The sequence below is a fragment of the Motiliproteus sp. genome, assembly GCF_965230735.1.
In the GTDB taxonomy this organism is placed as follows: Bacteria; Pseudomonadota; Gammaproteobacteria; order Pseudomonadales; family Balneatricaceae; genus Motiliproteus.
Genome location: NZ_OZ246016.1, coordinates 2,530,746 through 2,554,010, shown reverse-complemented (window position 1 = coordinate 2,554,010; position 23,265 = coordinate 2,530,746). Strand labels below are relative to the sequence as shown.

Genomic DNA, 23,265 nt, shown 5'->3' with positions numbered 1-23,265 from the left:
TTACCCCAACGTCGGCAGCCGGATCTGATAGAATGGCGCCCTTTTAGCCTTATGCCACAAGGTCTTGATTCTGAGCTTTATTAACCCTCAAATGCTGTCTTCCCGCTACCGCCAGATTCTGCACCTGGGCCTGCCGATTATCGGCGGCATGCTGTCGCAAAGCCTGCTGAATCTGGTTGACACCGCTCTGGTCGGTGCCTTGGGCGGCGCTGCGTTGGCCGGTGTCGGCGTCGGAGGCTACGCCAGCTTCCTGGTGATGGCGCTGGTGATGGGGCTATCATCCGGGGTACAGGCGATGGTGGCCCGACGTCACGGCCAGGGCCGACTCGCCGTCAAGGCCGAGCCGCTTAACGGCGGATTGTTAATCGCCCTGCTGTTCTGCCTACCGCTGATGCTGATCTGCCTATCGCAGTCGGATCGACTTATCGCCCTGATCAGTGATGATCGCGAATTGATGCAGGTTGCCGTCCCCTATCTGGATTACCGCCTGCTCGGGGCCTGGGCCGTGGGCTTCAACCTGTCGTTCCGGGGCTACTGGAACGGTATCAATCAATCGATGGCCTACCTTCGGGTACTGGTGGCGGTCCATCTGTTCAACGTGGTCATCAGCTACGGTTTGATTTACGGTGCTTTCGGCCTACCCGAAATGGGGGCAGCCGGTGCCGGACTGGGCACCACCTTATCGCTCTATCTGGGCAGCCTGATCTATGTCGTGATGACCTGGCGCCAGGCCAGGAGCCGCGGTTTCCTGACCCGGCTGCCCGATCGCCAGACCTTGACCAGCCTGTTACGACTGTCGATACCCAACTCGCTGCAACAGCTGGTTTTTGCCTCCAGTGTGGCCGTGCTGTTTGGCATCATCGCCCAACTCGGCACCCGCGAGCTGGCCATCGCCCATGTCCTGACCCACTTGTCGCTACTGTTAATCCTCCCGGCGGTCGGTTTTGGTATGGCGGCCACCACCCTGGTCAGCCACGATCTCGGCAAGGGGGATCAGGACTCCGCGAATCAGTGGGGTTGGGACACGGTCCGGGTTGCGGCGGTCACCGTTTTCCTGCTCAGCCTGCCGCTCTGGTTGCTGCCCACCCAGATACTGGGCCTGTTCCTGTCCGAGCCACCACTGATCGAGCAGGCCTTGATCCCATTGCGTATCACCTGTGTCGCCATCTGCATCGACGTGATGGCCATCGTATTCACCCAGGCAATGCTGGGAGCCGGTGCCAACCGGACGGTCATGATGGTGACGCTGCTCGGTCAGTGGGGCTTCTTCCTGCCGCTGACCTGGTTGGTCGGCCCGGTACTGGGCGGCGGTTTAACCGCGATCTGGCTGGTACAGCTGCTTCATCGAGGACTATCCTCAGTGATACTGAGTTTTATCTGGTCGCGCCGACGCTGGAGTCAGATACGTTTATAATCTTGGCCTTGTTTACTAACCATTTGATAACAAGGCATTGTTGCCATAGACGGGGCATTGTTCATAATACCGTCGCAGGTCGCAGCTGAAGCCGTCAGCGACCGTTACTGGAGTTTTTGGTTTGGAACACTCGCTGGTTTTCTCTTTCTTCCTGATCTTCACCGGAGCCGCCGTCATCGCTTCTCTGGCCCTGTTTACCCGCCAGCCGCTGCTGGTGGCCTATATCGTTCTCGGCGCCCTGTTCGGCCCCTACGGTATGGAGATGGTTACGGATACCAGCCTACTGTCGGATATCGCCGAGATCGGCATTATCTTCCTGCTGTTCCTGCTCGGTCTGGACATGCAACCCAGCCACCTGCTGCACATGCTCAAGAAAGCGACCCTGGTGGCGCTGCTCAGTTCGGCGGTCTTTGCCGCCATCGGCTACGGCACAGGCAAAGCCTTCGGGTATACCGAAACTGAATGCCTGATCATCGGTCTATCGTTGATGTTCTCGAGCACCATTATCGGGATCAAGTTGCTGCCAACCACGGTACTGCACCACAAGCACACCGGCGAGCTGGTCGTCGGCCTGCTGCTGTTGCAGGACGTAATCGCCATCATCGTGCTGCTGGCGCTCTACAGCACCAGCTCCGGCGACGTTAGCCCAACCACTTACCTGAAGACCCTGCTGGCATTCCCGCTGCTGATCGGCTCGTCGTTCCTGTTCGTCAAATACATTCTGTTGAACCTGATCCAGCGCTTCGACCGCTTCCATGAATATATCTTCCTGGTCGCCATCGGCTGGTGTCTGGGTGTCGCCGAAGGTGCAGCCGCGATGGGGCTATCGGCTGAAATCGGCGCCTTTGTTGCCGGGGTCAGCCTGGCGACCAGCCCGATCTCGCAATATATCGCCGAGAGCCTCAAACCCCTGCGGGACTTCTTCCTGATCCTGTTCTTCTTCTCGATCGGTGCCAGCTTCAACCTGGGACTACTGGACGATGTGATCGTACCGGCCTTAATCCTGGCCGTACTGGTGCTGATCTTTAAGCCGCTGGTGTTCAAAGTGCTGCTACAGCGCATCAGTGAGAGTTCGCAGATGGGCTGGGAGGTCGGATTTCGGCTGGGACAAACCAGCGAGTTCTCACTACTGATCGCCTATCTCGCCACCAGTACGCTGCTGATCGGCCAGGAAGCGTCGCACCTGATTCAAGCCACCGCTATCCTGACCTTCCTGGTCTCATCCTACATCGTGGTATTCAACTTCCCATCGCCGATCGCCGTTTCCGACCGTTTGAGGCGCGATTAGCGAGACAATATGGCGAACGGCGGTCAGTTGATAGGCGATTGGTTGGGTGCGGCCAAGCAGCCTGATGAGATAACCGAAACCGATTAGCTTTTGCCGGCGCCGGAAGCCTGTTCGGCGGAAGTCTCGGGAAAAATCCGCTGGCGTTTCAGCTCGGAAATACGCTTGGCTTCGGCCAGCTGCTCTTTGCTCAGCATGGCAGCAACCGCCTCGCGGGCACTGATGGACTGCTGGTCACCGGCCTGAACCGCGGTGCTCCACCAGCTGTAGGCTTCAACGAAATTTTTCTCGACTCCTTCACCTTTAAAGTGCATCAGCCCCAAGGTGATAATCGAGTCGACGTTACCCTGCTCAGCCGCCTTGCTATGCCACTTCAAGGCTTCCTTATAGCGCCGGGGCACTCCAAGGCCACGGTAGTACATGACGCCCAGGTTGTGCTGCGCCGGGGCCAATCCTCGCTCAGACGCATGCCTTAACCAAAGCACCGCCTGCGACATATCCTTAGCCACGCCTTTGCCGTCTTTATAGAGCATCCCGAGGCGATACTGCCCCAACGGGTCACCCTCTTGAGCCGCCTTATGGTACAGCGATGCTGCCATCATGTAGTTCTGAGCGATACCGAGGCCCTGCTCGTAGAGGGTGCCGAGCATGGATTGAGCCCGAGGCAGCCGTTGATTCGCCGCTTTGCGGAACCAGTAGGCGGCTTTGACCGGATCTTTTTCCAATCCTTCGCCGGACAGAAACACCAGCCCCAGATCATACTGCGCACTGGCATTGCCTTGAATAGCCAGGGAACGCCACAGTTTTAGCGCCGTCGCGTGGTCTCCACGCTCAAAAGCCTCTAGGCCTTCATAGAAGTCCGCCTTGACCGGCATAGCCAGTACAAACAACAAAGGCAGAGCTGCCAGCTTTCTCATTCCGCGTCTCATCTCAAGGCCTGAAGCCAAGGTACAACCGGTTGTTATTGAAACAGTTTCAACAACACCGTAATTATTGTAGGTCAGAAGAGACTAACACGGAGTTCGGCCAGAATGAACCAGGCCGAAGTTTGATCGGGAAAGTTAGGAAAAAGTCTTAGAAAACGATGGGGTTAAGATACCCGGCCGGGGAACCGGCCGGGCAGATCGAACGGATCAGAGTTCGGTCGCGCCAGCCATATAGGGTTGCAGCGCTTCAGGAATCGCAACGGAACCATCGGCACGCTGGTAGTTTTCCAACACGGCCACCAGGGTACGCCCTACCGCCAAACCCGAGCCGTTCAGGGTATGCAGCAGCTCCGGCTTGCCGGTTTCAGGGTTACGCCAGCGCGCCTGCATACGACGGGCCTGGAAATCTCCCATGTTGCTGCACGAAGAGATCTCGCGGTATTTCTGCTGACCCGGCAGCCAAACTTCAAGATCATAGGTCTTGGTGGCGGAGAAGCCCAGATCACCACCGCAGAGCACGACCACACGATACGGAAGGTTCAGCTTCTGCAGAATCGCCTCGGCATGACCGGTCAGCTCTTCCAGCGCCTCGAATGACTTAGTGGGCTCGACCAGCTGAACCATCTCGACCTTCTCGAATTGGTGCTGACGGATCATCCCACGGGTATCACGACCGTAGCTGCCCGCTTCGCTGCGGAAGCAGGGAGTGTGGCTGGTGAAACGCTTCGGCAATTCGGACGCTTCAAGAATGCTGTCACGGGCAATATTGGTCACCGGCACTTCGGCCGTCGGGATCAGGTAGAAGTCGTTATCGCCGGGAACCTTGAACAGATCCTCTTCAAACTTAGGCAACTGGCCGGTACCGCGCAGGCTGTCGGCGTTGACCAGATAGGGAACATAGACCTCCTCGTAGCCGTGCTCCTGAGTCTGAACGTCCAGCATAAACTGGGTCAGCGCACGGTGCAGCTTCGCCATACGGCCACTCATCACGGCGAATCGTGAGCCGGTAATTTTGGCGGCGGTCTCAAAATCCAAGCCACCCTGCTTGGCGCCCAGATCGACATGATCCAGAGGTTCGAAATCGAATTGGGTTGGCTCACCCCAGACACGAACTTCGACGTTGTCGTCCTCGCTGTCACCGGCCGGTACCGACCCATCGGGAATGTTAGGCACTCCCATCAGCAGCGCATCCAGGTCTTCCTGGACCTGCTTGTAGTCTGCCGCAATCGATTCCAGCTGTTGTTTGATGCGCTCACCCTCGGCTTTCAACGGGGCGATATCTTCACCCGCTTTCGCCGCCTTGCCTATCTTGGCAGCTTGAGCCTTACGCTCAGATTGCAGCTGCTCGGTGGAGGATTGCAGCGACTTCCGCGCCCCTTCCAACTCGTTAAAGCGAGCCGTATCAAACTGATAACCCTTGGTGGTGAGTTTTTCGACGACCGTTTCGAGGTCGTTACGCAATAGCTTGGGATCGAGCATCGGTCAGGATGGCCTTTTTTCAAATGATTAAAACAGGAGTCGCGTCAGCCACAATCCAGCCGCCAGTGCGGCGATGCAGCAGAAAACGCTCAATAATATATAAATCGCTGCGGACATGATATGGCCCTGCTCCATCAGTGTCAGGGTTTCCAGCGAAAAGGTCGAAAAAGTGGTGAAGGCGCCGAGAAAACCCACCATCAACAACTGCCGTGAGGCCGGTGGCAGCTGCGCCTTCTCCAGGATCAGCACAAAACAGACCCCCATCAGCAACGAGCCGACTACGTTCACGGTCAGGGTTCCCAGCGGCAGCGGGTGATCCACATTGTTGACCACGTAGCCGCTAACCCAGTAGCGCCCCAGGGCTCCGCAGGCACCGCCTAAAGCGACCATCAACAATTGCAGCATATCCCTTCTCTTCTATTTGGCGCGATTCCGTTTACCCTCGGGCTCGTTTCAGCTCCGATGGGCTTGTCGGTTTTGTCAGCTCGCTTCATTCTCATAGCGGCGGCGCTGACTGGCTTGATCGAGCTGACGCAGGTGCTCCAGCTTATCGGCAATCTTCTGTTCCAGTCCACGGGGCTCGGGTTCGTAGTAGCGTCGCTGAGATATCGGCTCCGGCAGATATTGCTCACCGGCGGCATAAGCATTGGGCTCGTCGTGGGCGTAACGGTATTCGGCACCATAACCCAGATCTTTCATCAATGAGGTCGGCGCATTACGCAGATGTTCCGGTACTTCATAGGAAGGATCGGCCTTTACGTCCGCCATCGCTTGATTGAAAGCGCGGTATAGCGCGTTGGACTTAGGCGCACAGGCGCAGTACACCGCCGCCTGAGCGATAGCCCGTTCACCTTCAGCCGGACCCAGCCTGGTAAATGCATCCCAGGCATTGAGTGCAACCTGCATCGCACGCGGATCGGCGTTACCAATATCCTCCGAGGCGATCGCCAACAGTCGGCGCGCCACATAGAGCGGATCGCAACCACCATCGAGCATCCTCGTATACCAATAGAGCGCACCATCGGGCGAAGAGCCACGCACCGACTTATGAAAAGCCGAGATCTGGTCGTAAAAAAGATCACCCTGCTTGTCGTAGCGACGCCCCGAGGCCTGTAGCACCTCTTCCATCACGGCGGCATCGACAACTTTGACGCCGTTTTGCTCAAGCGCCAGGTCGGCCGCTATCTCCAACAGGTTCAACACCCGACGCCCATCACCATCGGCAGCCAGCGCCAGTCGTTCGACCATCTCCGGTGCAATCTGCAGCCTGCTGTCGCCGAGCCCTCGCGGATCAGCCAGGGCCTGCTCGGCCATCGCCACCAGCACCGACGGCTCGAGCGAGCGCAGCAGGTAAACCCGAGCCCGAGACAGCAAGGCGCTGTTGAGTTCGAACGAGGGGTTCTCGGTGGTTGCACCGATAAAAATCACGGTGCCGTCTTCGACATAAGGCAGGAAGGCATCCTGCTGGCTCTTGTTGAAGCGATGGACCTCGTCAACGAACAGAATCGTTTTACGGCCCGATTGAGCCCGCTGCAGCTTGGCCTGTTCAATCGAGATCCGGATCTCTTTAACACCGGAAAGCACCGCTGAGATCGACTCGAAATGCGCATCGGTCAACTCGGCAATCAACTTGGCCAGGGTTGTTTTACCCACTCCGGGCGGCCCCCACAAAATCATCGAATGCGGGGTTCCCTGCTCTATCGCACTACGCAACGCCTTATCGGGGCCGAGGATGTGGGCCTGACCATGGTAGTCATCCAGCTTGCGCGGTCGCATCCGCGCCGCCAACGGCTGATAACCTTCGGACTCCTGTTGTTCAAAAAGATCAGCGGTCATGGGACACCGAATTCCTCACTGCTCGATCAGATCGACCCCTTCGGGGACTTCAAACTCAAACTGTCGTGCTTCGAGTGATGGATTGATCGCCAGATCATAAAAATGCACGCTGGTCTGCTGCCCCAAATTATCCTCTAACTGCATTTCGATCGGCACACCCTGATCGAACTGCATCCGCAGCACCGCGAACAGCGCATCCTGGCTGTTGGGCACCAGCCGGAAGGTTCCAGTGTCACTGTCGACCGGCCCCTGAATCTGGAACGAATCCTGTAACGTCGCCAAGTCACCGCTGAGCAACAGCGCCGGGGTGTTACTCAATTGCTGATCCACCGCCTGACGGGTAACCTGCTCCAGATCTTCATCGTACATCCACAGGGTTTCGCCATCGGACACCAGCAACTGGGGAAACGGCTCATCGGTGCGCCAGCGGAATTTACCGGGTCGCGCCAGCACCATTTCCCCCTGACTTTGCTGGAGCCGGGTGCCACCGCCATCGAGTACCAGCTGTTCAAAGCGAGCCGACAGGCTGTCAATTTTGCCCAACAGGCGATGCAGATTCTGCCCGGCATCGGCGGCCTGCAATTGACCGGCGCTCAAACTCAACAGGGCTACAAACAACAACCGAAATAGTTTTTTCATCAATTCATCTCTACCGGCGGCGGCGCCAACACTTCGCGGCTACCGTTATGGGCCGCTTCGCTAACGACACCGGCCGCTTCCATCGCTTCAATCATACGGGCGGCACGGTTGTAACCGATTTTCAGCTTACGTTGAACCGCCGATATCGAAGCTCGACGGCTCTTGGTCACATGGGCCACCGCCTCGTCATACAGCGGATCCTGCTCATCTTCAAATAACGAACCGGTCGTCCCCGAACCACCAGTGGTATCCATATCCACCGATTCCATCAGGATCTCTTCGACAAAATCGGCCGGCCCCCACTCCTTCCAGGCCTCTACGGTACGATGCACTTCGTCGTCACTGACGAAGGCACCATGGACACGGATCGGCATACTGCTACCGGCCGGCAGATAGAGCATATCGCCGTTGCCCAGCAGGTGCTCAGCGCCACCCTGATCGAGGATGGTACGGGAGTCGATTTTGGACGAGACCTGAAATGCAATCCGGGTCGGTACGTTGGCCTTGATCAGGCCGGTAATCACATCGACCGACGGCCGCTGAGTCGCCAAAATCAGATGGATACCGGCTGCCCGGGCTTTCTGAGCGATTCGGGCGATCAGTTCTTCCACCTTCTTGCCGACGATCATCATCATGTCGGCAAATTCATCAATCACTACGACGATATAAGGCAGGGTCTGCAACGGCGGTGCCGGGGCGTTCTCGTCAAAGCCCTCTTCAACCGGATTCCACAAAGGATCGGTCAGCGGCGTACCGGCCGCCTCGGCCGCACGAATCTTATCGTTGAAGCCGGCCAGGTTGCGCACCCCCATCTTGGCCATCAGCTTGTAACGACGCTCCATCTCGGCAACACACCAACGCAGCCCGGTCGCGGCCTCTTTCATATCGGTGATCACCGGGGTCAGCAGATGCGGAATACCATCGTAGATCGAAAGTTCCAACATCTTCGGGTCGACCATCATCAGTCGCACCTCGTCCGGCGTCGCCTTGAACAGCAGGCTAAGCAGCATCGCGTTAACACCCACCGACTTACCTGAACCGGTGGTACCCGCCACCAGCAGGTGGGGCATCTTGGCCAGATTCACCACCACCGGGTTACCGGCGATATCGTTACCCAAGCCCAGACTCAGCTTTGAACCCGCATTGCTGTAGACACCGGCACCCAGCACTTCGCGCAGACGTACCATTTCACGGTTTTCATTCGGGATCTCGATGCCGATCACCGACTTGCCGGCAATCACCTCGACCACCCGGACACTCATCACCGCCATCGAGCGCGCCAGATCTTTGGCCAGATTAGTGACCTTGCTGACTTTGGTGCCCGGCGCCAGCTGAATCTCAAACCGGGTGATAACCGGACCAGGGTTCACCTCCGTGACTTCAGCGACAACCCCAAAATCCTTCAGTTTCACCTCCAGCAGCCGCGACATCGTCTCCAGCTGCTCCGGGGTGTAACCCTGGGCGTGCTTGGTCTCCGGCGGGTCCAGCAGATCAACCTTGGGGATCTGCTTCAGTTGTTTGTTCGGCGCAGAGGTGGTGCTCGTCCCGTTCTCCGAGTCGGATTCATCAATCGCCTCGACCGTCTCCGACAACGGCACGATCTTCAGGGATTTGTGATCCTGGCCCTGGGGCGCCACTTCAGCTGCCGGCTTGGCGACGGCCGGCTTCCGGCTCGGACGAACCGGTTCAGGCTCCAAGGCGGCCATCACCGATGCTTCATCAGGCTCGGACATCGAGGGGTTAACCGGGTCGATTGAAAACGGCGGCATGTCATCATCTGCAACGGCATGATGGGTGGCTGTTTTGACGCTTTTGCGCACGGAACTGCTCGGTGACGCCGGCTCCGACAGCACCTCTGACTCAACCAGCGCTCGTTCTACTCCATGCTGAACGCTGCCCTCTTTGGCACGGCTCAAACCCAAGAGACGCTGCCAGCCGTTCATCAGCCCGGCACCCAACTGCTCGGACAACCACAACCAGGACAGGTCGGTAAACAAGGTGATGCCGAGCAACATAACCCCCAGCAGGATCAGCGTTGCCCCTAAGGCTCCCAGGCTCGTCAGCGCCGTTTCGGCCAGTTCCAAACCCACCAGCCCTCCAGCCTCAAACGGCAAATCCAACCACTGGTTATCGAAGTGAATCGCAGCCAGTGCCGAACCGGAACCGATCAACAAGGCGGCACCGACAGTCCGCAACAGCATATAGGGCAGCGCCGTCAACCAGCGTTCCTGCGGGCGGCGCAAAAACCGCCAGGCCCGGTAGACCAGCATCAACAGCAGCACCGGCGCCATATAACCCAGCATCGAGTAACCGAAGTCTGCCAACCAGGCACCGCTGCTGCCGGCAGCATTGCGCACCGAACCGGTATAGCCCAGATGAGACCACCCCGGATCTCGAGCATCGAAAGAGATCAGTGCCAGCAGCAAAAAACTGCACAGCATGATAAATATGATCAGGCCACCTTCCTTGGTGATCCGAGAGATAAACTCGATGAATGCCTGACGATCGGTCATACCACTACCGTATTCCTAGGATCTGATGTTACAAACCGGCCAAAATACCACATTTTCCAGGTGACTTGAGCCTCCAGATCGAATGCAAAGTAATAAGTTCAAGGGAAAATCTTCTAACCCGGAGCAGTGATCGACGGTTCCAAATTCAAAAACAGATGGATTAAGATTAGGACCCATTGATGAACCGCCCCTTAAAAGAGATTTTTGTATGAGCGAAACCAGACACTCTCGCCTGATCATTTTGGGCTCAGGCCCGGCCGGTTATACCGCCGCCGTCTACGCGGCCCGCGCCAACCTGAAGCCGTTGCTGATTACCGGCATGCAGGCCGGCGGTCAGCTGACCACCACCACCGACGTGGACAACTGGCCTGGTGATCATGAAGGGGTTCAGGGACCTGAGCTGATGCAGCGCATGCAGCAACACGCCGAGCGTTTCGAAACCGAGATCCAGTTCGACCATATCCACACCGTATCACTGACCGAGCGCCCCTTCACTCTGACCGGTGACAGCGGTACCTATACCTGCGACGCACTGATCATCGCAACCGGCGCCTCGGCCATGTACCTGGGCCTCGACTCTGAAGAAGCCTTCCAGGGCAAAGGGGTCAGCGCCTGCGCCACCTGCGACGGTTTCTTCTATCGTAATCAGAAAGTGGTCGTGGTCGGCGGCGGCAACACCGCCGTTGAAGAAGCGATGTACCTGTCCAATATCGCTGCTGAGGTCACCCTGATTCACCGCCGCGACAGCCTGCGGGCCGAGAAAATCCTGCAGGACCACCTGATGGAGAAGGTCGAAAAAGGCAATATCAAGGTGGAGTGGAACCACACGGTTGACGAGATCGTTGGCGACGACATGGGAGTAACCGGCGTGCGCATCAAGGATGTCAACACCGGCGAAACCAAGGTCGTTGAGGCGATGGGTTGCTTTATCGCGATCGGCCACAAGCCCAATACCGATATCTTTGCCGGCCAACTTGAGATGAACAACGGCTACCTGCAGATCCAAAGCGGACTCGCCGGCAATGCTACCCAGACCAGCATCCCGGGCGTCTTCGCCGCCGGTGACGTGGCCGATCAGGTTTATCGCCAAGCGGTCACATCGGCCGGGTTCGGCTGCATGGCCGCACTGGATGCCGAGCGTTTCCTCGACAATCTGGACAACTAAGCGGTCAACCTTGCCGTACCAGGGAGGCTAAGCCTCCCTTTAGTTTGCTACTGATTGTTTGCTGCTGAATTTCGCTGACTTCCGTTTCGATGACACAGATTCCATGGCTTGATGAGGAACTCTGGTTCCCTCCGCTGGATCAGGCCCTGACCGATCCGGACGGCCTCCTAGCGGCCGGCGGCGACCTGAGCCCAAAGCGCCTGCTACTGGCCTATCGTCTTGGCATCTTCCCTTGGTTTGATGACCAACAGCCGATACTCTGGTGGAGCCCCAACCCACGCTGCGTGCTGTTTCCGGATCAACTCTACCTCTCCCGCAGTCTGAAAAAACTGCTTCGACAGCAACGCTTTGAGGTCAGCTTTGATCGGGCGTTCGAGCAGGTAATCGATGCATGCGCCGAACCCAGATCGGAAGATCCCGGTACCTGGATTACCGACGAGATGAAACACGCCTACCTCGAGCTTCATCGCTTGGGGAGCGCCCACTCGGTCGAGGTGTGGCAACAGGGCCAACTGGTGGGCGGCCTTTATGGTGTCGCCATCGGAAGGGTGTTTTTCGGCGAGTCGATGTTCAGCCGGGTCAGCAATGCGTCCAAGGTCGGCTTCGCCAGTTTGGTCGAGCAGCTGACCAATTGGGGCTATGCTTTAATTGATTGCCAAGTCGAAACGGAGCATTTGATGTCGCTGGGCGCCGGCTTGATTCCCCGCACAGAATTTGCCCGACAACTGGAGCAACACTGCGCCGCTGAAAATCACTGGCGCGCTGATTGATCGCTATTAACAAAATCGACACGCACCATTGTGACCACCTCGACTCGTAAAAAGCCGCCAACCGATCTCCACAGCCTGCAGTTCTATGCCACACCCGAGCACGGCTGCAGTTACCTTGATAATCGGCTGGCAAGAACAGTCTTCGTCGACCCCAAAGCCAGGATCGATCTGACCGCCTACAGCACGCTCTCTGATCTCGGCTTCCGACGCAGTGGCGAACATATCTATCGGCCTGACTGCAGCACTTGCTCGGCCTGCATTTCGGTTCGAATACCGGTCGATCTTTTTCGTCTAAGCAAAAGCCAGCGCCGCATCCTGAACCGGAACAAAGACCTGACGATCAGTTTTGTCTACCCCGAAGAAACTGACGAGTACTACCGGCTCTATGAGCGCTATATCGAAGCACGTCATGATGATGGCGATATGTACCCACCCAGTCGCGAACAGTTCAGGGCATTCCTGATCCAGGGCCAGCAAGACAGTCGCTTCATGGAGTTCCGCCTGGACGGTCACTTGATCGCCATTTGCGTTGTCGACCAGTTGCTGCAGGGACTATCGGCGATCTATACGTTTTTTGATCCGGTTTTTGCTGAACGCAGCCCCGGAAAAATGGCGATCCTATCGCTGATCGGACGCGCCAGGGAGCAGCAACTACCCTATCTCTATCTGGGTTACTGGGTCCGCGGCTGTCGAAAAATGGACTACAAAATCGCCTATCGCCCGATAGAACTGCTGATCGACGGACATTGGGCACAACTGGCCCGTAGTTCACTGACCTAGGCGCCCAAAAAAACCCTAGGGAAAAGCGACCAAAGTCGACCGAAAACTTTTGATTCAGGCCGGGAAATACGGCAGAATACCGCGCCTTAGTGCACCAGGGAGCCGATCAACCGCTCCTCCAGCTATCCGAGAAAGGTACCAGAGGTAAGCCCTGTAATGGCCAAAGAAGAAAGTATTGAAATGGAAGGCACCATTATCGACACCCTGCCGAACACTATGTTCCGGGTTGAGCTCGAAAATGGTCATGTTGTTACCGCCCATATCTCCGGCAAGATGCGAAAGCACTACATCCGCATCCTGACCGGTGACAAGGTTAAGGTAGAACTGACGCCTTACGACCTGTCTAAAGGGCGCATTGTTTACCGCGCCCGCTAAGCTCTAGACAGTTGACGGGGCGGTAGATTTTGCCGCCTCGTAGCTGAAACTCAACTTCTCCGCTTCGACCGACACCCGGACCTCTCCCCCTTCGGTCAGATCCCCGAACAACACTTGCTCAGCCAAGGGCTTCTTGATCTCTTCCTGAATCAGACGCGCCATCGGTCTAGCACCCATCTTCTCGTCGTAGCCATGCTCGGCCAACCAGCCTCGCGCTGCCTCATCAACGATCAGATGAACCTTCTTATCGTCCAGCTGCGCCTGCAACTGAATCAGGAACTTGTCGACCACGCCTTTGATTACGTCGGTATCCAGCGATCCGAACTGAATGATGCCATCCAGACGATTGCGGAATTCCGGGGTAAACAGCTTGCGAATCGCTTCCATCGCATCGGTACTGTGATCCTGGTGGGTGAAGCCCATCGAACGACGACTAACCGCCTCGGCCCCCGCATTGGTGGTCATTACCAGAATCACGTTACGGAAGTCAGCCTTGCGGCCGTTGTTATCGGTCAGCGTACCGTTGTCCATCACCTGCAGCAGCAGATTGAACACATCCGGATGGGCTTTCTCGATTTCATCCAACAGCAAGACACAGTGCGGTGTCTTTGTCACAGCCTCGGTCAGCAGACCACCCTGGTCATAACCGACGTAGCCGGGAGGCGCACCGATCAACCGCGATACAGTATGCCGCTCCATGTACTCGGACATATCAAAGCGTACCAGCTCGATACCAAGGATTTTGGCCAACTGCGAGGTTACCTCGGTCTTACCGACACCGGTTGGTCCCGCAAACAGGAACGAGCCCACCGGCTTTTGCTGCTCTTTCAGACCAGCCCGTGACAGCTTGATCGCCGAGGCCATGGTTTCGATCGCACTGTCCTGACCGAAGACGACCATTTTGAGGTTGTCTTCCAGCTTGGCCAGCGCTTCTTTATCCGAAGCCGATACACTCTTGGGCGGAATCCGGGCAATCTTAGCCACGATCGCTTCGATCTCAGTCACATCGATCAGAGACTTCCGCTCATCCTCGCTCTTGAGCTGCTGATAGGCCCCCGCCTCATCGACCACATCAATGGCTTTGTCAGGCATATGCTTGTCGTTAATGTAACGATCGGCCAACTCGGAAGCGGCCTTCAGCGCCTCACGGGTATAGCTGAGACGGTGGTGCTCTTCGAAACGGGACTGCAACCCCTGCAGAATCTGGAACGTTTCGTCAACCGACGGCTCCAGCACGTCAATCTTCTGGAATCGACGGGCCAGGGCACGGTCTTTCTCGAAGATGCCACGGAACTCCTGGAAGGTGGTCGAGCCGATACAGCGCAGTTCGCCGGAACTGAGCAACGGCTTGAGCAGATTGGACGCATCCATGGCACCACCGGATGCCGCTCCGGCTCCGATAATGGTATGGATCTCATCGATAAACAGGATACTACCCGGCTTATTACTGACCTCGGCCAGCAAACCCTTCAGGCGTTTCTCAAAATCGCCGCGGTATTTGGTGCCGGCCAGCAACGCCCCCATATCCAACGAGTAAACCACGCTGGTGGAGATCACCTCCGGCACCTCATCCTCCACGATCATCTTCGCCAGGCCTTCAGCAATCGCGGTCTTACCTACGCCGGCCTCACCCACCAGCAACGGGTTATTCTTACGACGACGGGACAGAATCTGGATAACGCGCTCCACCTCCTGCTGCCGACCCACCAATGGATCGATCTTGCCGTTGGCCGCCTGCTGGTTGAGATTGACTGCGAACTGGCTCAGCGGGCTGCTCTCACCCTTACCCTCAGGCTCTTCGCTGCCCTGCTCCACCTCTTCGAGCTGGTGGTCGCTGTCGAGAACCTTGGGAATGCCATGGGAGATAAAGTTGATCACGTCGATCCGCTCTACTCCCTGCTGATTGAGGCTGTATACCGCCTGGCTTTCCTGCTCACTGAAGATAGCAACGAGCACGTTGGCACCGGTGACTTCGGACTTGCCGGATGACTGCACATGGAACACGGCACGCTGAAGCACCCGTTGAAAACCCAACGTAGGCTGGGTTTCACGCTCATCATCCTCAACAGGAATCAAAGGCGTGGTGGACTCCACAAACGCGTTCAGACTGCTCCGAAGCTTATCGATATCGACACTACACGCCTGCAACACCTCAATCGCGGAATGATTACGCAACAACGCCAGCAACAGGTGTTCTACCGTCATAAATTCATGACGCTTATCACGAGCCTCTTGGAAGGCCAGACTCAACGTCAGTTCTAGCTCTTTATTCAGCACGCTTTTGACCTCTAATCATGCCTTGTCGATTTCACACAACAAGGGATGTTGATTCTCTCTTGCAAATTGATTCACCTGTGCGGCTTTCGTCTCTGCAACATCTCGAGTATAGACTCCGCAAACCGCCTTGCCCTGCGTATGGACCGCGAGCATCACTTGGGTAGCCTTCTCCTGATCCATGCTAAAGAAGATCTTCAGCACATCAACCACGAAATCCATCGGGGTATAGTCATCGTTCAGCAAGATCACTTTATACATGGAGGGGGGTTTGAGGGCCGGCTTGGCGGATTGCGTAGCGACGCCACTTTCGTGTTCGTGCTCGAAATCATCTTGGCTACAAACCAAAGGCATGGCCTTGGAACCGTCATTCATTTGAAACATCTTGGCAACCTGAAATGGGTATCTGCCCTCTATGATACCTAAAACACCCATGCCAAAGCAGCGCTGCGGGGACAAACGCGCTAAGTGGAACACCATCGCCCACAAATAAAGGGATAGAGCCGGAATTAAAACATTCGTTTTAGGCCTTTTTCCTATTTTTTTTTGCGCCTAAATGCTCTACCTTGAGTGTGTGTCTATCCTTTTTTGAGTGAACGCTAGGGCATTCCAAAAAGGTTGGTCAGTATTTCGAAAAGCCGAGTCGTAGTTCGAAAAAGATTATTCACTGTTCTTGTTGTACAAGGGAGGAAGTCTATGTACTCAGGGAAAGTAAAATGGTTCAACAACGCCAAAGGCTATGGATTCATCCTTTCGGACTCATGCGAAGAAGATCTGTTTGCGCACTACAGCGCAATCCAGATGGATGGTTACAAAACGCTAAAAGCCGGCCAGCCGGTCTGTTTTGAAACTACGCCAGGGCCCAAGGGCACCCACGCCATCAACATCCGTCCGGATGAAGATGACGAGCCTGCACCGAGAATCGACTCCTGATATCGAGTTGATTTCGGTAGCCACACTAGCCTTGCTCTGCAAGGCTTTTTTTTTGCCTGATCATTGAGCTTCCACCGCCGCAACCACCCTTCCAGTCACTACGATCAACCAAGACTGCCTGCCGTTAAACCCCACAAAAACCTCGACTTCTTTTACGCCCGCAACTGCCTTTGCAGGGAGGCATCATGTATAATTCTCAGCCCAATTTTTTCATCAAAGCAAGAGAGTGTCTCAATGGAGCTTTCAGCCCTTACTGCCCTGTCACCGGTTGATGGCCGTTACGGCAGCAAAACCGCCGCCCTGCGCCCTTATGTCAGCGAGTTCGGTCTTATCCGTTTCCGCGTTGAGGTTGAGATCCGCTGGTTGCAACAGCTGGCGAATCACCCTCAAATCACTGAAGTTCCGACGTTCTCAAACGAAGCCAATGCGGTACTAGACGGTATCGTTGCCAACTTCAGCGAAGCCGACGCACTGCGGGTCAAAGAGATCGAAGCGACCACCAACCACGATGTTAAAGCGGTTGAGTACTTCATCAAGGAAAGCTTCAAGGGTCACGGCGAACTCGAAGCGGTGAGTGAATTTGTTCACTTCGCCTGCACCTCTGAAGACATCAATAACCAGTCCCATGCTCTGATGCTGCGAGCCGCCCGTGACGAGGTCGTTGTCCCCCAGATGCAGCAGGTGATCGACGCAATCGCAAAGCTGGCGGTCGATTTTGCCGACCAGCCGATGCTGTCTCGCACCCACGGTCAAACCGCCTCGCCGACCACGCTGGGCAAGGAGATGGCCAACGTCGTTGCACGCCTACGCCGCCAACTGGAGCAGATCAAGGCGGTTGAGCTACTGGGCAAGATCAACGGTGCCGTGGGTAACTACAACGCCCACCTGTCCGCCTACCCCGAAGTCGACTGGCAGGCCAATGCCGAGCAGTTTGTCACCAGCCTGGGGCTGACCTTTAACCCCTACACCACCCAGATCGAGCCACACGACTACATTGCCGAGCTGTTTGATGCCGTTGCTCGTTTCAACACCATCCTGATCGACTTCGATCGCGATGTCTGGGGCTACATCTCACTGGGCTATTTCAAGCAGCGCACCATCGCCGGCGAAGTAGGCTCCTCCACCATGCCGCACAAGGTTAACCCGATCGACTTTGAAAACTCCGAGGGCAACCTGGGTATCGCCAACGCCATCATGGCCCACCTGGCGAGCAAGCTGCCGATCTCTCGCTGGCAGCGTGACCTGACCGATTCCACCGTGCTGCGCAACCTGGGTGTCGGTTTCGGCCAGAGCCTGATCGCTTACCAGGCCACCCTCAAGGGCATCAGCAAGCTGCAGGTCAACGCCGAGCGTCTGAACGAAGATCTGGAAAACAGCTGGGAAGTCCTGGCAGAGCCGATTCAGACCATCATGCGTCGCTACGGCATCGACGAGCCCTATGAGAAGCTGAAGGCACTGACCCGCGGCCAGACCATCACCAAAGAGATCCTGGCCGACTTCGTCGAACCGCTTGAGCTACCGGAACAAGCCAAGCAGGCGATTCGTGATCTGACCCCGCAAAACTACATCGGCAACGCCATCGATCAGGCTAAAGCCATCTGATATTGATATATGCTAATTGCTTGATTTAAAACGGGGCTTCGGCCCCGTTTTTTATGCTCGCACGTTTCAATCGCTTGCCTTACTCAGGCCGAGGCGATAAGGTGTGCGCACTTTACCTCAGGTGCTCTGGTTGCCTATCCGCAACCGAGTGAAACGGGAAGTGGGTGCGACGGCCGGCTTCAACGAGTTAATCGTAGAACGCCCTGACCGAGCTACTCCCACACTGCCCCCGCAACGGTAATTGATCTAAACGGCGACAACACAACCACTGCTGGCGAAACCGGCGGGAAGGAAGTCGCCCAGACGTGGAGAGCGTCGGGTCATAAGTCCGGAGACCGGCCTGCTGGTAACTTCCATGAATCGGCTCACTCGGGTGGAGAAGCCAGGAACAACAAACCGATCAGGGCCAGCGTCTCTGACCGGTCGCCCTGCCCTGTGAGCCATTAAAGCGAGCGCTTGAATGGCCCCAATCACTTCGATTCCGTTATCCGCTGCCGCATGTCAGATGACGGCTTGGCGCCCCTTAGCTGATGCCCGATCATGCTAGTGCACGGTGGGCGCCTGAAGCGCGCGGCAAAACAATTCGGCATTGCCGAATCCCAATGGATCGATCTCTCCACCGGCATCAACCCCCAGGGCTGGCAGGTTCCTTCGCTACCGACCGATTGCTGGCAACGCCTGCCTGAGCAGGACGACGGCCTCGAAACTGCGGCAGCGGAATACTACGGCTGCGACGTCCTACTTCCTGTCGCCGGCAGCCAAGCAGCGATCCAGTCACTGCCCTATCTCCGCCCCAGCTGTCGGGTTGGCGTTCCGCTTATCGGTTACGAAGAGCATCGTTACAACTGGCAACAGGCCGGACACCAACTGACCCATTTAGCCAGCAACCAGATCGACCAACTGATCGATCAACTCGACGTGCTGGTGCTGATTAACCCCAACAACCCGACCGGCGAACGATTCAGCCCCCGCCAGTTACTCGAATGGCACGCCTCATTAGCCGCTCGCGGAGGCTGGCTGGTTGTTGACGAAGCCTTTATTGATCCCCAGTCTGACACCAGCCTGCTTCAGCACTGCCCCCTACCGGGACTGATCGTGCTTCGGTCTGTCGGCAAATTTTTCGGCCTGGCCGGTATTCGGGCAGGCTTCGTCTTTGCAGATCAAGCGCTACTGAAGCCGCTGGCCGAGAAGCTTGGCCCCTGGCCCCTTAGCGGTCCGACCCGGGAAGCCTGCCGCCAAGCCTTTCTGGACAACAGCTGGCAGCAGAAGACCCGTCAGCATCTCAGCCAACAGAGCCAGCGGCTTCTACGGCTACTAACTCAGTATTTCGACAGCTCAAACCTGCAAGGAACCGAACTATTTCAGACCCTCAGCAGCCCCCATGCATCCGCGCTGTTTCAACACCTCGCCACGCGGGGCATCCTGCTCCGGCTGTTCGAGACAGAACAACTGGTCCGCTTTGGGCTGCCTAACCATCCTGGTGACTGGCAACGACTCGACCTAGCCCTGGCAGAGCTTCCAGCGACCTTGCAGAGCACGACAACCGATACCAGTGTAAACGGCGCCATCACTACCCTTTGATGGCGCCCAACAAACCCCTAAACCCCATAACCGAGATAAGTGAACCAGCCATGCAGTCTATTCAAATCTCCGAATCCGAACGCGATGCTTTCTACAAGGTGCTTCACAACCGCCGCGATGTACGCCGTGAGTTCAAGCCGGATCCGATCCCTCAGGATGTATTGATGCGCGTGCTGGAAGCCGCTCATCACGCCCCCAGCGTAGGATTCATGCAACCCTGGGACTTTATTCTGGTGGAGGACCTGGCCGTCAGAGAAAAGATCAAGGCCGGCTTTGAGGTAGCCCATGCCGAAGCGGCGCAGATGTTCGACGCCGAACGTCGGGAGACCTACCGGGGACTCAAGCTGGAAGGAATTCTGGAGTCACCACTGGGGATCTGTATCACCTGTGATCGCCAACGCACCGGCCCCACCGTCATCGGTCGGACCGCCAATCCGGAGATGGATCTCTACAGCGCAGTCTGCGCCGTGCAGAACCTGTGGCTAGCAGCAAGAGCGGAAAACCTTGGAGTCGGCTGGGTCAGCATCATTCATCACGATACCGTACGCCAAGCTCTGGGCATTCCCGACGAGATCATGCCGATCGCCTATCTGTGCATCGGCTACGTCAGCGATTTTCACGAAAAGCCGGAGCTGGAAAAAGCAGGCTGGCTGCCACGCGCCGATCTGCAGTCACTGATTCACCACGACCAGTGGTAACCAAAGTTGCACGAGCTGCAGGATCTAGACAGATGTCAGATCCTGCATAGACTGCTAAACTGGTCGCTCCAGGATTTAGTGTGAGCCCAGCCGATGCCATTACCTCCCTCGCAACCCCGCAAGCATCTTCATACCCGCCAGGTCGAATGCCACGGCTATGAACGGGAAGATGGACTCTTTGATATCGAAGGCCGGATGACCGATATCAAAACCTACGATATCGACAACCAAGACCGCGGCGGCCAGATTTTGGCCGGCGAACCGATCCATAACATGAGTATTCGGCTGACAATGGACCTGGACTTCACTATCCATGGTGTTGAAGCGGTGATCGATGACTCACCTTTCAACATCTGCCCGTCGATCGCTTCCCGCCTCAAACAGCTGGAAGGCAAGCAGATTAAGCCCGGATGGAATCGGATGTTGAAGGCGTTGTTTGCCGGCAGCCAGGGCTGTACCCACCTGACCGAACTGCTCGGCCCGATCGCCACCACCGCTTTTCAGGCCACCGGTACGGCCCGGCGAAAACGCGAAGGCAACAGCTCCAGGCCGGCAGCCGCGGGACGACTGATCAACAGCTGCCACGCATTGTCACAAAGCAGCGAAGTGGTACAACGCTTCTGGCCGGAGTCCTACCAGCCCGAAACCGGTGATAGCGAGCGGTAAACCGCTATCACCCCTCAACTTCACAAGCTCAACCCAGCCCGGCACCCGCCAGCAAGAATGACCCGCTGACTAGCCCTGCTGCTGCCGGTAATCTGCAAACCAATCGATAACCTGCTGCTGGTTACCACGGAACAACACCCGCTCCTGCTTCTTGGAAAGCTGATAGTCGTACATCGGGTCGTAGTATTTGCTCAGCATCGCTTCGATCCATTGATCATGCAGCGAGATATCCCGGTGCTGCCGATGCTGATCCAAGGCCTGCTGCATCAAAGTCCGAATCTGTTCGTGACGCTCCAACCCCAACCGCTTGCGAACCCGATGTAAGCTTTGCAACATGTAATCCGCATAGGCTTCAAACCCCGCCTGCTCGCCGTAATGCTCGACGTACTCGGCGCAGAGGTCTTCGACATAATCGCTGCGTACCTGCTCTACCCGCAATGCCATCGGCTCTTCCAGCACGACGATCGGTGCCTGCCCCATCGCTTCGTGCAGGCTCAACGGCAACGAGAGCCGTCCGATCAAACGGCTCTCGTCCTCCAGCATCCAGGGTCCCAGATCCTGCTCCTGGTGAAGTTTTTTCAACATTGCCACACCCAGAGCGTTCTCAAAGTCGATCTGAGTCGGCTGCGGCTGTACCCGACGACCGAAACTGGAACCGCGATGGTTAGCCAAGCCTTCCAGATCGAGACAGGACTCGATTCGATCCAGCACCCGGGTCTTACCGGTACCGGTCCGACCGCTGAGAATCAGCCAGGGATGCTCGGCCGCCTGTCGATCAATCAGGTCGATCAGATAGCGGCGCACCGCTTTATAGCCGCCCTTAATCAGTGGGTAATCGACCCCGGCATCACGCATCCACTGGCGCGAGGTATGGGAACGCAAGCCGCCACGAAAACAATAGATATAGCCCTCGGGATGGCGGCGGGCAAAATCGGTCCAGGCCTCGACCCGCTGCCGCTTCAGCTCACCACTGACCAGCTGATGACCGAGTTCTATCGCTTGCTGTTGACCCTGCTGTTTATAGCAGGTGCCGACCTTTTCCCGCTCGTCATCAGACATCAGCGGCAAGTTGACACTGTTGGGCAGGCCACCCTTGGCATACTCGATCGGCGCCCGGGTATCGATCAGCGGGCTATCCGCCAGCAGGATCGCCGCGTAGTCGTCCGTATCTGGCCGCTGACTCATACGCGCTTAACCAGTGAAACCAGCGGCTCCGACGGCTGTTGCTCCAGCAATTGACCGATCGGCTCGGCACTGAAACCGTTATCCCGCAGCAACTGCTGAATCAAGCCCTCATCAGCCTCATCGACCGCCACCAGCAGTCCGCCGCTGGTCTGCGGATCGCAGAGGATCGCCTTTTGTTGCTCCGTCAGCGGCGCGACCTTGTGACCATAGCTGGCAAAGTTCCGACCGGTACCGCCCGGAATACAACCCAGCTCAAGATAATGGGCGACCTTAGGCAACAGCGGAATCCGATCCAGCTCGAGCTCCGCTCGCAGACCGCTGCCCTCGCACATCTCAAGCAGATGCCCAAGCAGGGCAAAACCGGTGACATCGGTCATCGCACTGACCCCTTCGATCTTAGCCAGCTCGGCACCGATCCGGTTCAAACGGCACATGGAGTCCCGCGCGATAGGCGCGTCCTTATCAACCAACTTGCCCTGCTTCTGCGCTGTCGACAGGATGCCGACCCCCAGCGGCTTGGTCAGATACAGGCGGCTGCCTGCCTTGGCGGTATCGTTGCGCTTGATCTTATCCTGGTCGACCAGCCCGGTGACGGCCAGACCAAAAATCGGTTCCGGCGCGTCGATACTGTGGCCACCGGCCAGCAGAATACCCGCTTCGGCGCAGGCCTGACGCCCACCGTCAACCACCTTGGCCGCCACTTCCGGCCCCAACAGGTTGATCGGCCAGCCCAGGATCGCAATCGCCATCGCCGGAGTGCCCCCCATGGCATAAATATCCGAGATCGCATTGGTCGCAGCAATACGACCAAAATCAAACGGATCATCCACGATCGGCATAAAAAAGTCGGTGGTGCTGATGACCGCCTGACCGTTATCCAACGCATAAACGGCTGCATCATCCTTGGAGCTGTTTCCCACCAGCAGACGCTCATCATCGGGGAGTTGTAGCTGGGTCGCCAGAATGGTTTCCAGCACATTAGGAGCGATTTTGCAGCCGCAGCCGGCGCCATGGCTGTAGGCAGTTAAACGGACAGGCTCAGTCATAGAAAATCTCTTGGGGCTCGATCAGCGTCGCTGACAGGATAAGGATGAATCTCAGGCAGCACGTTATAGCGAAAATGACCGCAAAAGTCGAAAACCCT

20 protein-coding genes, 2 pseudogenes and 1 riboswitch are annotated in these 23,265 nt (G+C 56.9%); of the genes and pseudogenes, 11 read left to right on the top strand and 11 right to left on the bottom strand.

Annotation, left to right across the window (positions count from 1 at the left end; genetic code table 11):
• The first annotated feature begins 91 nt into the window (after positions 1–91).
• Positions 92–1,414, top strand: a complete 1,323-nt coding sequence (locus tag ACO05M_RS11820) for an MATE family efflux transporter (protein ID WP_421862910.1) — start codon at positions 92–94, stop codon at positions 1,412–1,414.
• A gap of 121 nt (positions 1,415–1,535) precedes the next feature.
• A complete protein-coding gene (locus tag ACO05M_RS11815) occupies positions 1,536–2,702 on the top strand; it encodes a cation:proton antiporter (protein ID WP_421862907.1) in 1,167 nt (388 codons plus the stop codon).
• Between the two features lie 83 nt (positions 2,703–2,785).
• On the opposite strand, the gene ACO05M_RS11810 is transcribed toward ACO05M_RS11815, so the two are convergent.
• The 7 genes and pseudogenes from ACO05M_RS11810 to ACO05M_RS11780 all read right to left on the bottom strand — a co-directional run.
• On the bottom strand, positions 2,786–3,616 hold the full coding sequence (locus tag ACO05M_RS11810; RefSeq protein ID WP_421862904.1) for a tetratricopeptide repeat protein: 831 nt from the start codon (positions 3,614–3,616) through the stop codon (positions 2,786–2,788).
• A gap of 216 nt (positions 3,617–3,832) precedes the next feature.
• Complete coding sequence (gene serS / locus ACO05M_RS11805) at positions 3,833–5,104, bottom strand: serine--tRNA ligase (protein ID WP_421862901.1); 1,272 nt, start codon at positions 5,102–5,104, stop codon at positions 3,833–3,835.
• A 27-nt stretch (positions 5,105–5,131) separates the two neighbouring features.
• The gene (gene crcB, locus ACO05M_RS11800) at positions 5,132–5,509 is read right to left on the bottom strand and encodes a fluoride efflux transporter CrcB (protein ID WP_421862898.1); all 378 of its coding nucleotides are present in this window, start codon (positions 5,507–5,509) and stop codon (positions 5,132–5,134) included.
• Positions 5,510–5,584: 75 nt separating this feature from the next.
• The gene (locus tag ACO05M_RS11795; protein WP_421862895.1) at positions 5,585–6,940 is read right to left on the bottom strand and encodes a replication-associated recombination protein A; all 1,356 of its coding nucleotides are present in this window, start codon (positions 6,938–6,940) and stop codon (positions 5,585–5,587) included.
• Between the two features lie 15 nt (positions 6,941–6,955).
• The gene (lolA, locus tag ACO05M_RS11790) at positions 6,956–7,579 is read right to left on the bottom strand and encodes an outer membrane lipoprotein chaperone LolA (protein ID WP_421862892.1); all 624 of its coding nucleotides are present in this window, start codon (positions 7,577–7,579) and stop codon (positions 6,956–6,958) included.
• Positions 7,579–9,084, bottom strand: a pseudogene (locus tag ACO05M_RS11785) (DNA translocase FtsK); the annotation flags it as partial. The gene lolA and the pseudogene ACO05M_RS11785, both read right to left, overlap by 1 nt.
• A 459-nt stretch (positions 9,085–9,543) precedes the next feature.
• Positions 9,544–10,092 (bottom strand): annotated as a pseudogene (locus tag ACO05M_RS11780) (DNA translocase FtsK 4TM domain-containing protein); the annotation flags it as partial.
• A 208-nt stretch (positions 10,093–10,300) separates the two neighbouring features.
• On the opposite strand from ACO05M_RS11780, the gene trxB reads away from it, so the two are divergent.
• The 4 genes from trxB (at position 10,301) to infA (ending at position 13,182) form a co-directional block, all read left to right on the top strand.
• The gene (gene trxB, locus ACO05M_RS11775) at positions 10,301–11,257 is read left to right on the top strand and encodes a thioredoxin-disulfide reductase (protein WP_421862890.1); all 957 of its coding nucleotides are present in this window, start codon (positions 10,301–10,303) and stop codon (positions 11,255–11,257) included.
• An 89-nt stretch (positions 11,258–11,346) separates the two neighbouring features.
• Positions 11,347–12,027, top strand: coding sequence for a leucyl/phenylalanyl-tRNA--protein transferase (gene aat / locus ACO05M_RS11770; protein ID WP_421862887.1), 681 nt, complete (start codon positions 11,347–11,349; stop codon positions 12,025–12,027).
• A 30-nt stretch (positions 12,028–12,057) separates the two neighbouring features.
• Positions 12,058–12,807: an arginyltransferase gene (locus tag ACO05M_RS11765; RefSeq protein ID WP_421862884.1), complete on the top strand. Its 750-nt coding sequence runs from the start codon at positions 12,058–12,060 to the stop codon at positions 12,805–12,807.
• A 156-nt stretch (positions 12,808–12,963) separates the two neighbouring features.
• Positions 12,964–13,182 carry a translation initiation factor IF-1 gene (gene infA / locus ACO05M_RS11760; protein ID WP_114694334.1) on the top strand — a complete coding sequence of 73 codons (219 nt, stop codon included), beginning with the start codon at positions 12,964–12,966 and terminating at the stop codon, positions 13,180–13,182.
• Between the two features lie 3 nt (positions 13,183–13,185).
• Here the strand turns inward: infA and clpA are convergent, their stop codons facing one another.
• A complete protein-coding gene (gene clpA / locus ACO05M_RS11755; protein WP_421862881.1) occupies positions 13,186–15,459 on the bottom strand; it encodes an ATP-dependent Clp protease ATP-binding subunit ClpA in 2,274 nt (757 codons plus the stop codon).
• Between the two features lie 15 nt (positions 15,460–15,474).
• Positions 15,475–15,810 (bottom strand): ATP-dependent Clp protease adapter ClpS, encoded by a 336-nt coding sequence (gene clpS, locus ACO05M_RS11750; protein ID WP_421870735.1) that lies wholly within the window; start codon positions 15,808–15,810, stop codon positions 15,475–15,477.
• A gap of 342 nt (positions 15,811–16,152) precedes the next feature.
• Here clpS and cspD point away from each other — a divergent pair, with 342 nt between their 5' ends.
• From cspD to ACO05M_RS11725, 5 genes are all read left to right on the top strand, one after another.
• Positions 16,153–16,389 carry a cold shock domain-containing protein CspD gene (cspD, locus tag ACO05M_RS11745; protein WP_114694336.1) on the top strand — a complete coding sequence of 79 codons (237 nt, stop codon included), beginning with the start codon at positions 16,153–16,155 and terminating at the stop codon, positions 16,387–16,389.
• Positions 16,390–16,623: 234 nt separating this feature from the next.
• Positions 16,624–17,991 (top strand): adenylosuccinate lyase, encoded by a 1,368-nt coding sequence (gene purB, locus ACO05M_RS11740; RefSeq protein ID WP_421862878.1) that lies wholly within the window; start codon positions 16,624–16,626, stop codon positions 17,989–17,991.
• A 105-nt stretch (positions 17,992–18,096) separates the two neighbouring features.
• Positions 18,097–18,347: riboswitch (cobalamin riboswitch) on the top strand.
• Between the two features lie 184 nt (positions 18,348–18,531).
• Positions 18,532–19,572, top strand: coding sequence for a threonine-phosphate decarboxylase CobD (cobD, locus tag ACO05M_RS11735; RefSeq protein ID WP_421862875.1), 1,041 nt, complete (start codon positions 18,532–18,534; stop codon positions 19,570–19,572).
• 50 nt (positions 19,573–19,622) lie between these two features.
• Complete coding sequence (gene bluB / locus ACO05M_RS11730) at positions 19,623–20,270, top strand: 5,6-dimethylbenzimidazole synthase (RefSeq protein WP_421862873.1); 648 nt, start codon at positions 19,623–19,625, stop codon at positions 20,268–20,270.
• 93 nt (positions 20,271–20,363) lie between these two features.
• A complete protein-coding gene (locus ACO05M_RS11725; protein WP_421862870.1) occupies positions 20,364–20,936 on the top strand; it encodes a DUF2889 domain-containing protein in 573 nt (190 codons plus the stop codon).
• A 69-nt stretch (positions 20,937–21,005) separates the two neighbouring features.
• Here the strand turns inward: ACO05M_RS11725 and mnmH are convergent, their stop codons facing one another.
• Together mnmH and selD are read right to left on the bottom strand one after the other, a co-directional pair.
• A complete protein-coding gene (gene mnmH, locus ACO05M_RS11720) occupies positions 21,006–22,121 on the bottom strand; it encodes a tRNA 2-selenouridine(34) synthase MnmH (RefSeq protein ID WP_421862868.1) in 1,116 nt (371 codons plus the stop codon).
• Positions 22,118–23,167 carry a selenide, water dikinase SelD gene (selD, locus tag ACO05M_RS11715; RefSeq protein ID WP_421862865.1) on the bottom strand — a complete coding sequence of 350 codons (1,050 nt, stop codon included), beginning with the start codon at positions 23,165–23,167 and terminating at the stop codon, positions 22,118–22,120. The genes mnmH and selD overlap by 4 nt, the downstream gene beginning before the upstream one ends.
• Between the last annotated feature and the right edge of the window lie 98 nt (positions 23,168–23,265).

Excerpts from the sequence above, each read along its gene's own strand:
- trxB (WP_421862890.1), top strand. The coding sequence starts at position 10,301 with ATGAGCGAAACCAGACACTCTCGCCTGATCATTTTGGGCTCAGGCCCG.
- aat (WP_421862887.1), top strand. The coding sequence starts at position 11,347 with ATGACACAGATTCCATGGCTTGATGAGGAACTCTGGTTCCCTCCGCTG.
- bluB (WP_421862873.1), top strand. The coding sequence starts at position 19,623 with ATGCAGTCTATTCAAATCTCCGAATCCGAACGCGATGCTTTCTACAAG.
- mnmH (WP_421862868.1), bottom strand. The coding sequence starts at position 22,121 with ATGAGTCAGCGGCCAGATACGGACGACTACGCGGCGATCCTGCTGGCG.
- infA (WP_114694334.1), top strand. The coding sequence starts at position 12,964 with ATGGCCAAAGAAGAAAGTATTGAAATGGAAGGCACCATTATCGACACC.
- ACO05M_RS11810 (WP_421862904.1), bottom strand. The coding sequence starts at position 3,616 with ATGAGAAAGCTGGCAGCTCTGCCTTTGTTGTTTGTACTGGCTATGCCG.
- clpS (WP_421870735.1), bottom strand. The coding sequence starts at position 15,810 with ATGCCTTTGGTTTGTAGCCAAGATGATTTCGAGCACGAACACGAAAGT.
- purB (WP_421862878.1), top strand. The coding sequence starts at position 16,624 with ATGGAGCTTTCAGCCCTTACTGCCCTGTCACCGGTTGATGGCCGTTAC.
- serS (WP_421862901.1), bottom strand. The coding sequence starts at position 5,104 with ATGCTCGATCCCAAGCTATTGCGTAACGACCTCGAAACGGTCGTCGAA.
- ACO05M_RS11820 (WP_421862910.1), top strand. The coding sequence starts at position 92 with ATGCTGTCTTCCCGCTACCGCCAGATTCTGCACCTGGGCCTGCCGATT.
- lolA (WP_421862892.1), bottom strand. The coding sequence starts at position 7,579 with ATGAAAAAACTATTTCGGTTGTTGTTTGTAGCCCTGTTGAGTTTGAGC.
- cspD (WP_114694336.1), top strand. The coding sequence starts at position 16,153 with ATGTACTCAGGGAAAGTAAAATGGTTCAACAACGCCAAAGGCTATGGA.
- crcB (WP_421862898.1), bottom strand. The coding sequence starts at position 5,509 with ATGCTGCAATTGTTGATGGTCGCTTTAGGCGGTGCCTGCGGAGCCCTG.
- ACO05M_RS11725 (WP_421862870.1), top strand. The coding sequence starts at position 20,364 with ATGCCATTACCTCCCTCGCAACCCCGCAAGCATCTTCATACCCGCCAG.
- cobD (WP_421862875.1), top strand. The coding sequence starts at position 18,532 with ATGCTAGTGCACGGTGGGCGCCTGAAGCGCGCGGCAAAACAATTCGGC.
- ACO05M_RS11795 (WP_421862895.1), bottom strand. The coding sequence starts at position 6,940 with ATGACCGCTGATCTTTTTGAACAACAGGAGTCCGAAGGTTATCAGCCG.
- selD (WP_421862865.1), bottom strand. The coding sequence starts at position 23,167 with ATGACTGAGCCTGTCCGTTTAACTGCCTACAGCCATGGCGCCGGCTGC.